This window comes from Rhizobium sp. BK661, assembly GCF_024808825.1.
In the GTDB taxonomy this organism is placed as follows: domain Bacteria; phylum Pseudomonadota; class Alphaproteobacteria; order Rhizobiales; family Rhizobiaceae; genus Rhizobium.
The window spans coordinates 1-10,372 of sequence record NZ_JANTYT010000044.1 but is presented as its reverse complement, the minus strand read 5'-3'; the positions used below and the strand labels follow the sequence as shown (position 1 = coordinate 10,372).

Genomic DNA, 10,372 nt, shown 5'->3' with positions numbered 1-10,372 from the left:
GATGCTGTGTCCTACACCCTGAACCAATGGGATTACCTGACGCGTTACACCAGCGACGGCAGGATGCCGATCGATAACAACATTCTGGAACGCGAGATCAGAGTTTTTGCCACCGGAAGAAAATCGTGGCTGTTCAGCGATACCGCTGACGGAGCCAGGGCCAGCGCCGTGATCTACAGTCTCATGCTAACTTGCCGCGCCTGCGGCGTCGACCCGCTCGCCTGGCTGCGCCACGTGCTCACAGAGTTGCCGCAGCGGGGCGATGCGGCGGAAATCGGCGACCTGCTGCCGTTCAACTTCTCCAAGACTACTGCCGCCGGATAGAGCCGGATCTCGCTACCAATGCGCGCACATTCATCGGTCTTGCCGTCGTCAATGCGCATCGAAAATCGCGCTTACGTTTGAATTGCATTTGAGCAATGTTGACGAGGACATTCTAAGACGCGAAGCCGATATCGCGATCCGAATGCATCGCCCGACGCAGACTGGGCTCGTCGCGCGCAAAATCGGAGAGGTTGGACTGGGCTTGTTCGCATCCAAGAAATATTGCTCGAAAGAAGGCTTGCCGGCGAACATAAACGATTTGGAGCGTGCTTCGCTGGTCGGCCAGGATAAGGCGTCATCGATACGAGACGCCTTTACCGCGGCTGGCCTCCCCCTCAATGCGACCTTCGCCTTCCGGACAGACAACGACATCGCGCAGCTTGCGTTAATCGGAGCTGGAGTGGGAATCGGGGTATGCCAAGTTGGCGTAGCGGAGAAGAAGGGGTTCGTGAGAGTGCTGCCAAATTTGGAGGTGAGTTTGGAGGTCTGGCTGACGATGCATGAAGATCTTCGCACTACTGGTCGATACCGGGCAACCTTCGACCACCTCGCTTCATTTTTGGCTTGATGCTGGACCTGTCCAGCGAATCGCCTCAGCAGGCGTTGGCAAGGCGGATGGTGCCAAGGACCAAGCGTAACTTTGAGTTTCGCGTTTAGGCAAGGCGCAGAGATCGTCTTTCGGCACGCTATTAGCGCTTGACCAGTTGGGTCGAGGAGACAATCGAGCAGACCCTGACCTTCTTCCGATTGCCACGCCAGCATCACAAGCACCTGAAATCGACGGATGCTTGACGCCTCAACGAGGAAATCCGCCGCAGGACCTATGTCCTGCGCATGTTTCCAAACGCAGAGAGCTGCTTGCGCCTCGTCAGATCCCTTGCCGTTGAACCCACGAAAACTGGATGGAGGCAGATCGATACATCAACATGGACGATCTACGAGAGCACAAGAAGCTCGCCATGCGCCAAGCCGGATGACCGTCCAATTTGCTGAACTTGACGCACTTAACCCTTCGGCGTATCGCAGACGCATTTCATTGGTTCGGATTCCATCAATAGCGAGGTATGACCGCTCCGGTCTTACAGCTCCCCGTCCATCTCACTTCATCGAAGCCGAGATGGTTTATGACCCTTGAACCCCACATCAAGGGCGAACAACGCGCCCACCGATTCATGGTATCTCACCTGCTCCTTCGAAGGGAAAACCGAGCCGACGTGAGGCATAGTGTTGACAGATTTTTTTCCTACGAACGTGCAGCTTGTCGGTTGTGAGCACGGCAAGCCGATCCTAGGCAAAGGCGATCGGCAGGCGGCTTCTCCGTTAGCAAAAAAAGTTTTAGGCTCTGTCCGAATGGCAGCTCTAGCCGCGTCAGTGTTTTAGAGCCGGATGATCCGCCTCAGCAACCAACTACAGGGACGACAAGATGCAATATATGCTGATGTTTTACGAGAGCGAGGCCGAGATTGCCGCCCAGCGCGACCAGGCCGACCGTACCGGACCCTATTGGGGGGCCTGGAACGCCTATATCGGTGCCCTCTACGAAGCGGGTGTGGTGATCAAGGGCGATGGGCTGATGCCGCCCTCCACAGCTACCACGGTGCGCATTCAAGCCGGTAACCGCCTGGTGCAGGACGGGCCGGTGGCCGCTACCAAGGAACAGCTGGCCGGTTACGTCGTGATCGAGGTACCGGACCTCGATGCGGCGCTTTCTTGGGCAGCGCGCAGCCCTGCGGCTTCCCACGGGGCCACCGAAGTGCGCCCTGTGCTCCCTCCGCCTAGCCAGGGCTAAGCTTTGAACGGCAGCCTTCACGAACACGGGCGGCGGGCGGCGGAGAACGCTGCCCGCACCTCTTATGGGCGCCTTCTCGCATATCTTGCGCGGCAATGGCGGGACGTGGCCGCAGCCGAAGACGCCCTGGCCGAGGCGTTTACCCGCGCGCTCGACATCTGGCCTGCACATGGTGTGCCGGCCAATCCCGATGGCTGGCTGATGGTAACGGCGCGCAACCGGCTGAGGGATGGAGCGCGGGCGGGGAAAACACGCGAACAAACGACCAACAGCCTCCTGGTGCTGGCACCGACACAAACCGAGAAAATGCCCGTGATTGCCGACAAGCGGCTGGAGCTGATGTTTGTGTGCGCCCACCCGGCAATCGACGCTGCCGCGCGCACGCCGCTGATGCTGCAGACAGTGCTCGGCCTGACGGCCGAGCGCATCGCCTCTTCGTTCCTTGTTTCGCCCGACACGATGGGACGGCGGCTTAGCCGGGCAAAGGCGCGCATCAAGCACACTGGTATAGCCTTTGAGGTGCCAGACGAAGACGAGATAGGTGAGCGCACGGGCGATGTGCTCGAGGCGATCTACGCCGCTTATGGGCACGGCTGGGACAGCACGGGTAGCGACGACCAGACGCGCAAGGGGCTGACCGAAGAAGCGATCTGGCTGGCGCGGGTGCTGGTGGAGCTGCGGCCAGACGCCGAGGCGCTGGGCCTTCTGGCGCTGATGCTGTTTTGCGAAAGTCGCAGCGCCGCGAGGCGGGTGGAGGGCCGCTATGTGCCGCTGGCCGAGCAGGATACGGCGCTCTGGAATCTGTCGATGGCGCGCGAGGCTGAAGACAAATTGCGAACTGCCGGAGGGCTTGAACAGCCAGGGCGTTTCCAGCTGGAGGCGGCGATCCAGTCGGTGCTGGTGCAATCGCGCCTGACGGGCGCGGATTTGCGCCTGCCGGCGTGGACGCTGCATGGGCTATTGGCGCAGAAGGCACCCACGATCGGCAATCTGGTGGGGTTGGCGGCAGCCACGGCCGAGGTGCATGGCCCTGAAGCGGGTCTTCATGAACTGGCTCAGCTGCCCGAAGCGATGACGGGGGACTACCAGCCGTTCTGGGCACTCAAGGCACAGTTGCTGCAGCAGCTGGCGACCGACCAACATGCCACTGCAACGGCTTTCTGGCGGGCCATCGGCCTGACGGAGGATGGGGCTGTGCGCGCCTATCTCATTGGTAAGTCAACGCAAGCAGGCTAGTTAAGCAACAGGACAGGCGATGAATTGTCGTCCCCCCGGGTTTGAGGGGAGGTCGATTAGACGCGGCTCAGTCAACTGCCCAGCGATCTGATTGCGATGCTGGACGGTTTTCAATGCATTTAGAGAGTGAAGTCCCCAAATGTTCGGGGCAAGCGCGCATCGCCGGCGGAAGCTTTCAATGAAAGCCTTGCACATCGCAAACGTCTGTTGCCAACCGATTCTCTCACTTCTTACAAATTCACGCGGACGCTCTCATCGTTGGCCGCGAATGCTGCTGCAAAGCTGTAACCGAGAGGAGTTGACCGCGTCCGCGAACGGCATGTTCGCCGCGCGGCATGGCGCAAACACCTGGCGGTAGTACAAGTCGGGAGAGGAGCTCATCTGATATCAAAACGGCTTCATTGAGCGTGCGGCATAGACCTTCGAGCCTCGCCGTCGCGTTTACAGTATCGCCGAAATAGGTGATCTTGTGGTGGTCCTCACCAATTTCCGCCGTGACCACCGGGCCGCCGTGTAGGGCCGCGCGAAGAACTGGTACGCTATTGAACTTCACCTGCCAGGCATCCGCCTGGGTCTCTATGGCGTCAAAGACATCGAACACGCAGCGCACGCAAGCGGCATCAAGCGTGCCAGACTTCAAATGCCAGGTTATAAGGACAGCATCGCCGATATAATCGTCTATCATACCTCCATATTTACGCACGGGTCCGGCGATCGTCTTGAAAACAGCTGCAAGATATTCTTGCGCCTCCAAATCACCGAAACGTTCGGCGTAAGCGGTCGAGCCCACAAGATCGATAAAAAGGAAAAGTCTTTCTTCTCGGACGGGCCGGCGGTACCGGCTGAGCAGCAGGCTAACAAAGATCTGTGCACCCAGGAGGTCGCGAACCCTGAGAATGAAGATGATAAGCGCGGAAACGCCGAGTGCATAAAGCAATACATCTCCTGTTAGAAGGGTCGCGCTCGCAAGACTTGTGGGAAGGATGCCAAAACTCCAGAGCCCAAAACCTGCGATGGCGTTGGCGATAAAGATCAGGATGATGTAGACGGTCAGCTGACCGGCAAAAAATGCGTAGGTCGGTAAGCCGTTAAGCCGTCGCCGAAGCTCCGGAAGGATGAAGCCCTGTTCGAACGCCAGAAGAGTCGCGAATATCGAAGTCGCAAATGTCGCCCCGATATATCCAGGCCCGCCTATAACGAATACACTGTAGGCCATGCCGCTCGCTGCCGAGGCACAGATGACCAATATCAACGATGTCAAAGAAAGTCGGCCCATCGGCGTCACCGTTTGGTTGTCTCGAATGTTACGATTGCAGCAGTCAGCTTCCAAGCGAGCAAGTCGGCATTAGAGTTTTATGCGTCGACCACACTATCATAATCCGTCCTTGCAGCCCTCGGCTTGCACCCATTTCCCTTCAAGGCTATAGGCAAAAGCGTCGCGGTCGCTTTTAAAGTAGGCGTTTCCGTCGTGCCGTATTCGGATCAAATCCAGCCTACAGTAGTCGCAATTTCTCAGGAGCGTTGCAGTATCGTCAGAGTCCTGCCGGGGTGGCCACCGCTCTCCTTGCGGCCGATCTTGACGACGACAGTCGTCTCGTCGATCAGGTGGATATTCTGGTTGCCGCGCACCTTCTGCCGGTCGCCGAGGCTGACGAACGGATGGAGCCGCTTGCGCTTCCATTCCTCGGGCGAGACCAGCCCTTTGCGCCGGCGCTCGAACTCGGACCTTTCGCCGAAGACCGCGCCGCCTTCCGGCGTCAGCTTGCGCTTCCAGATGCCGAGCTTCGTTGGGCATTGGATCGCCCAACTGTCGAGCAGCCCTCATCACCGAAGCAGGCCTTGACCAGGTTTCGCACATCCAACTCTTTCGGCTTCGTGCCGTCTGCCGCCATCGCGTTCGCGTATGCCGAGCGTATGGCAGTCGGTTGCACACGCCGCAGCTCGTCAAGAAGCGAACCGTCCTCGTCCGAACAGCGATATGGGATGGAGATGGTCTGCAATGAAACATGATCGAGCCAATGTCCCTATGAGACCTCGAATAATTCGCCGCCGTCAAACGCCGGCGAAAATCGAGCCCAACATTCAGACGCATTTAAGCGAAAAAACCGAGATTGTTAGACTGCAGCATTCCACACGGAAATCCGAATAGCCGCTAGTTCAGCCTCCAGATTTCGAAGTTGAGCACGGTGGCGAAAGCCACCCACACGGCGAGTGGAACGAGCGAGAAAGCCGCCATTCTGTCAACAGACCGTGACTTTGCAATAGTCAACACAATCAGCAATAGCTGGGGCACTATGTTGATAAGCCCCGCGACCGGACTGCGATAAGCGAAAAAGAGCCACGACCACAAACCATTAAGCGCAAGTTGCGCGAAGAAAAGTCCCAGTGCCTGTCCGCGTCCTATAACTTGGTGTGGAACTCGCAACAGCCGCCAAGCCGCAAAAGCCATCAGCACGTACAATGTAGTCCAAACCGGCGCAAAAATCCAATTTGGCGGATTGAAGAACGGCTTCGTAAGCGTCGAGTACCAACCGTCTATGTTAGGAATAGTAGCGAGTTGCCCGGCCACGGACGTAACCATCACAGGCAAAAGGGCTAGGGCGAGATCCGCAAAGAAATTTCCGCGATCAGGGTTTTCGGCTCTCATCTTCTCCACTCCGTCTGTCTTAGCGCTGTAAGGCGCGGATACGTGCGTCTACGTGATCTGGATCAATCGGTTTTGGGGAACATCTAAGAAAGTGTTTGTCAAAGCGGCAGCTTCGAATGCAGACATCGGTAACTCGGTAGCTCACTATGTGAGTAGGCTGCCTCGCCGCCGTATGATCACTCCCGAGTAGCAACCGACCTCGACGGCAGGAATACGGTCGGCGCAGCGACGACGCCTTGCAAGCTGCGACGCCTTCGGCCACAACGGAAGGAGAGGTGGTGGATTGCTTGTCGACAAGCGTGGCAACCGTAGCCCTGTTGTTTTCTATCAACTTTATCATCGTCGGTGAGCTAGCAAAGACGCCATGGCCTCCACCACCGACCTCGGACGCGTCGGCGACCGCAATTCCCGCACGCTGAAGGGGAGCAATGTCACGCCCATTTCCAACGCGTGGGTGGCACCCCGCGATGAACCGTGAAAATCCAAGTGCCCTGTCTCGCCTGGAAATGACGATCGCAAATGGGTAGGGCAGGGTTCCTATGTCTCTTGCTTGGCTATGGAACACGTCAACGTCGATGTCAGGCGCTGCCAACACCACGCCAACCAGGCGTCGGAAGACATTTGTCTCCTCGTAACGCCAAATCGCGCAGGGCCTCCATCACAACGAGAGACCCCTAGAGTGCCCGACTACTATTATTTGTCGGGCTTGGGTCTTGGAGAGAAGCTCAATGGTCCGCGCCAAGCCGTAACGTGCAACGATCGCACTATCTCTGTCGAATACGTAAAGAGGTATCGACGCTGCGGACGCCCAGGCAAATGATACAGGGACCGCGGATATGCCGAAATCATGGGAAATCTCACCAGTTCGGAAGAGGTTATCGGCAATGTTGCTGTTGTAAACATGGACGAATAAGAAAATCTCCTGCTGTTTCGACGGACGTTTGCAAGTGCGCTATTGATTTCCGAGACGAACCGCGATGAGGTCTGTATCCGATTGTAGGACGTCGCGCGGAAATGCCTCGATGGATCGGGTTGTCTTCCACTTGACGTCACTTCGCCGACCCGCCGGTTGGCCGGTTTTTCTTTTTTGAACGTTGCGAAAATTTGAGAGCCATCGCCGCGCGGAGTAAGGCCGGTCTAAGTCGTCAGCCCTGAGCCTGTCTGTTGCGACGAAAACGCTTGCAGACGAGATAGACGAGGCTGCAGCATGCGGATGCCCTAATCCGGTCACTGCGCGACGGGCCAGCGCATCCGGCAAGCGCAATCACTGAGATAGCGGAAAATGTTGACTTTGAGATCCAAGTACGGATGTTCCGATGATTCGGCTCATAAAGCGGCAACAGGCTGCCCTCCCGGGAAAGTCGCGACAATCGCATAAACGGATACAATCGACACCCTGTCGAAACCATGACATCATGAAAATTACGAGTTTCTGTCGGAAGGCTGCAATTTCGAAGGAAGTCATTTTTGTGTCAGATTGAGCGAGGCTTAACGCTCTACCGAACTGCTTTATTCATCGAAGTGAAATTCGCAGGCGATACGTAGGTCTCGCATCGCTTGCCATTCGCGGTAAACGGACAGGAGTTGCATCGCGTCCAAACATCGAAATGTCACAACTGTTATGCAGAAAGGCTTTCCTTGCCGCAAATTGATTTGGAAACGACTCATTCGATATTGATTAAACTTGGCGTCGCGCTGCTGCTCGGCGCACTGATCGGCATTGAGCGGCAGGTTCGCCGGAGAAATTCCGGGCTTGCAACACATGCCTTGGTCGCGCTCGGCGCTGCAGCTTACACATCCCTGCCGACAGCGGCCGGACTGGGTCCGACCTCCGGATGGCTGCAAATGTGATCACCGGTATTGGGTTCTTGGGGGCTGGGTCGATCATGCGTGACGGCGACAGCGTCAAGGGTCTGAGCACGGCTGCGACCGTCTGGAGCACGGGTGCCGTTGGTGTCTTCGCAGGCTACGGCTTTCTATTGCTAGCCGCCGAAACCACAATTTTCATCATTGGGTTCAATTTTTTCCTCCCCAAGCTTGGTCTAAGAATTCCACTAGCACCGGTTCAGTCTGAACGGGTCTATTTAATTCAACTTGAATGTGCGATGGCGCAAGAGGCAGCGGTCCGAGCAATCCTGCTGAAAAAACTTAACGAAAACGATGTTTGGTTAAGATCGCTCAAAAGCCGTGACCTAAATGGAACCCACAAGGCCGAGGTCGAGGCCCTGGTGTTCACAATTAGCCGTCAAGACGAGGTAATCGAAAGACTGGCGGGTGATCTGAGCCTGTCACCGGAAATCTCAGCAACGAGTTGGACCAACCTTGACGATTAATCTCCAACAACCTCCTTCAAGAGAAGCGCAGGTTCGACAGGAATCTAACGAACTTGTATTGAACGGCGACCAGCCATTGAAACTGCGGGCTATTCAATTCGGTCACCAGGCCGTTCTAGGCACGCCCCGGGGAACAACAACAACGTTGCATCGTGACAAACCCATCGGCGACAAAATTAGGGTGACGGGAACAGGATGATCTGCGCAACGAATAAATCTCCTTCAGCTCTTTTCGGGCCTTGCGTGATAGACTTGTGGAATGGAAATTTGGGTCCATAAATTTTCACTTCGCTGAGGTCGGGATCGAGGAGAAGTCATTGCAGCCAGTCGAAACGATTGAGATTCGTGTAGAGCGATCGGAGCAGCTATTCGAGACTCTTGATCCATTTCCTTTCAGGTCCCGCGACCTTTCCAGAGATGCCGACGAGTACATGTTTGATCGGGCGAGAGAGGCGACAGATGCGGTCAACATCGTCGTATTTCTATCCGTGGCGGATGAGGACATTGCGCAGGATTTGCACTCCGCATTCAGCAGTTATTTTAGTCAAAAGGCGGAACGCATATCCAAGGAGATCGGCGATCTTTTCAGCTACGGCCGGCGCTCGCTGCTTCTTGGGATCGCTGTACTCTTAATTGGCTTTCTCTCCGGGCAGACTGTGTCGGCGACAATGCCCTCTAGCTACTTTACGCAATCGTTGGAGGAAGGACTCATAATCGTGGGTTGGGTCGCAAACTGGAAACCGATAGAAATATTTTTGTACGATTGGTGGCCTCTCGTTCAAAAACGACGAACGTATCTCAAATTAGCGCGTGCAAAAGTCGATGCCATTCTTTTGTAAATAGCCCCTCCCGGATGCAGGTAGTGAAGGCCCGCGCCCGGTGGGTCACGAACGCGGGCCTGCCGACGTAGGGGTGCCGGCCGTCAGCTTGTTTAGAGCTGACCTAGTGATACGTAGTGGGTGCGTTTCGGATCATTTGAGAAAGGAGAAAGTGACCTGCCACTGCGAATTTCCTCCAGAATGGATGAGGGTCCGGCCCCTTAAAGGACGGACGCATGAAGAAGCAGCGATTTACGGAGGATCCGCAGCGCGCCGGTCCCCTCGACAACGAAAAGTGTCAAATAATGAGATTATAATGTCGGCCGACTTCCACGCAACCAGCAGCACAAGAATGCTGATGGGAGCCGGCCACAACAGCCGTTCATCGAAAAGTTGTTGCAAGTGATGAGGATCTCGCTCTTGCACCGCCACCGCTAGCCGACGGTAATAGGATCTGCTCGTAGACAGCACGGCTGCCGCAACAGGTGCAAGAACGGCTACCGCCACAGCATACGAACCTACCGCAACGGATGACCCCGAGAGCGCCTGCTCCAGCAATATCAAACTAGACTGTGCAAAGACCGCGATGGTTAGTCGATAGGGGAGAAATAGAAACACATCGCGATCCCTTTGGTTGTCCCATTTGGACGCGCCGACGCAAACGCTATTTGGCGCTATTTTCGCTTGTCATCGTGCTGGCGATTCAGACGATCGCTGCGATTGCCTATATACTTTTTTCGACGTTCGGAGGTGGTATGTGAACCGCACACGAGCGTCTTGATGGTTTCCGCCGTTTCAATAATATTACGGCGCGATGAAGAAATTGGATCATCGACGAGATATTTTTTTCGCGCCGGGTACCCGTTAGCGTGAAAAATGCGGTACGACTGACGTAGAATGCCTTACGACGCTATCCCGTGCGGCAAACACCGAAAGATATTATGTAGCCGCGTGCGTCGCTACTAGCGTGAATCCAGACAGATTGTATGACAATGGCTTCCAGCATTATTGGTCAGCGCCGGCCGTAGCCATCCGAGACTGCTGCCGCAGTGTGATCATTTGGGAAAGCAACACGCCCAAAACCACGTTCGAGTTCCATAATAACTCTTATCTGATTTATAGATGTAGCCGGGTGGGTTCTAGAATGAAGTGCGACTTGCTAATGATCCCAATGGGTTATCAATTGCAAGGACGATGCAATGAAACGCACCTACTCTCAGATTGG

At 55.9% G+C, this 10,372-nt stretch carries 10 protein-coding genes and 2 pseudogenes; 9 read left to right on the top strand and 3 right to left on the bottom strand.

What is annotated here, in order from left to right; all coding sequences use genetic code 11:
- From FHX16_RS31105 to FHX16_RS31085, 5 genes and pseudogenes are all read left to right on the top strand, one after another.
- Positions 1-324 (top strand): transposase (locus FHX16_RS31105; protein WP_259132183.1); only part of this gene is annotated, 324 nt, incomplete at its 5' end.
- A complete protein-coding gene (locus FHX16_RS31100) occupies positions 263-892 on the top strand; it encodes a substrate-binding domain-containing protein (RefSeq protein WP_259132181.1) in 630 nt (209 codons plus the stop codon). The genes FHX16_RS31105 and FHX16_RS31100, both read left to right, overlap by 62 nt.
- 125 nt (positions 893-1,017) lie before the next feature.
- Positions 1,018-1,301: pseudogene (locus tag FHX16_RS31095) on the top strand (transposase); the annotation flags it as partial.
- A gap of 446 nt (positions 1,302-1,747) precedes the next feature.
- Entirely contained in the window at positions 1,748-2,113 is a 366-nt protein-coding gene (locus FHX16_RS31090; protein WP_259132179.1) for a YciI family protein, read from the top strand.
- 3 nt (positions 2,114-2,116) lie between these two features.
- A complete protein-coding gene (locus FHX16_RS31085) occupies positions 2,117-3,349 on the top strand; it encodes an RNA polymerase sigma factor (RefSeq protein ID WP_259132177.1) in 1,233 nt (410 codons plus the stop codon).
- Positions 3,350-3,587: 238 nt separating this feature from the next.
- Here FHX16_RS31085 and FHX16_RS31080 read toward each other — a convergent pair whose 3' ends face one another.
- Complete coding sequence (locus FHX16_RS31080) at positions 3,588-4,625, bottom strand: adenylate/guanylate cyclase domain-containing protein (protein WP_259132185.1); 1,038 nt, start codon at positions 4,623-4,625, stop codon at positions 3,588-3,590.
- A gap of 272 nt (positions 4,626-4,897) precedes the next feature.
- On the opposite strand from FHX16_RS31080, the gene FHX16_RS31075 reads away from it, so the two are divergent.
- Positions 4,898-5,359: a hypothetical protein gene (locus FHX16_RS31075; protein ID WP_259132175.1), complete on the top strand. Its 462-nt coding sequence runs from the start codon at positions 4,898-4,900 to the stop codon at positions 5,357-5,359.
- A gap of 142 nt (positions 5,360-5,501) precedes the next feature.
- Here the strand turns inward: FHX16_RS31075 and FHX16_RS31070 are convergent, their stop codons facing one another.
- Together FHX16_RS31070 and FHX16_RS31780 are read right to left on the bottom strand one after the other, a co-directional pair.
- Positions 5,502-5,996, bottom strand: coding sequence for a TspO/MBR family protein (locus FHX16_RS31070; RefSeq protein WP_259132173.1), 495 nt, complete (start codon positions 5,994-5,996; stop codon positions 5,502-5,504).
- A 19-nt stretch (positions 5,997-6,015) separates the two neighbouring features.
- A pseudogene (locus tag FHX16_RS31780) lies at positions 6,016-6,882 on the bottom strand (alpha/beta hydrolase).
- A gap of 788 nt (positions 6,883-7,670) precedes the next feature.
- On the opposite strand from FHX16_RS31780, the gene FHX16_RS31065 reads away from it, so the two are divergent.
- The 3 genes from FHX16_RS31065 (at position 7,671) to FHX16_RS31055 (ending at position 9,168) form a co-directional block, all read left to right on the top strand.
- Positions 7,671-7,847 (top strand): MgtC/SapB family protein, encoded by a 177-nt coding sequence (locus tag FHX16_RS31065; protein ID WP_259132171.1) that lies wholly within the window; start codon positions 7,671-7,673, stop codon positions 7,845-7,847.
- Positions 7,832-8,329: an MgtC/SapB family protein gene (locus FHX16_RS31060; RefSeq protein WP_405049348.1), complete on the top strand. Its 498-nt coding sequence runs from the start codon at positions 7,832-7,834 to the stop codon at positions 8,327-8,329. The genes FHX16_RS31065 and FHX16_RS31060 overlap by 16 nt, the downstream gene beginning before the upstream one ends.
- Before the next feature lie 317 nt (positions 8,330-8,646).
- On the top strand, positions 8,647-9,168 hold the full coding sequence (locus tag FHX16_RS31055) for a hypothetical protein (protein ID WP_259132167.1): 522 nt from the start codon (positions 8,647-8,649) through the stop codon (positions 9,166-9,168).
- Positions 9,169-10,372: the final 1,204 nt, after the last annotated feature.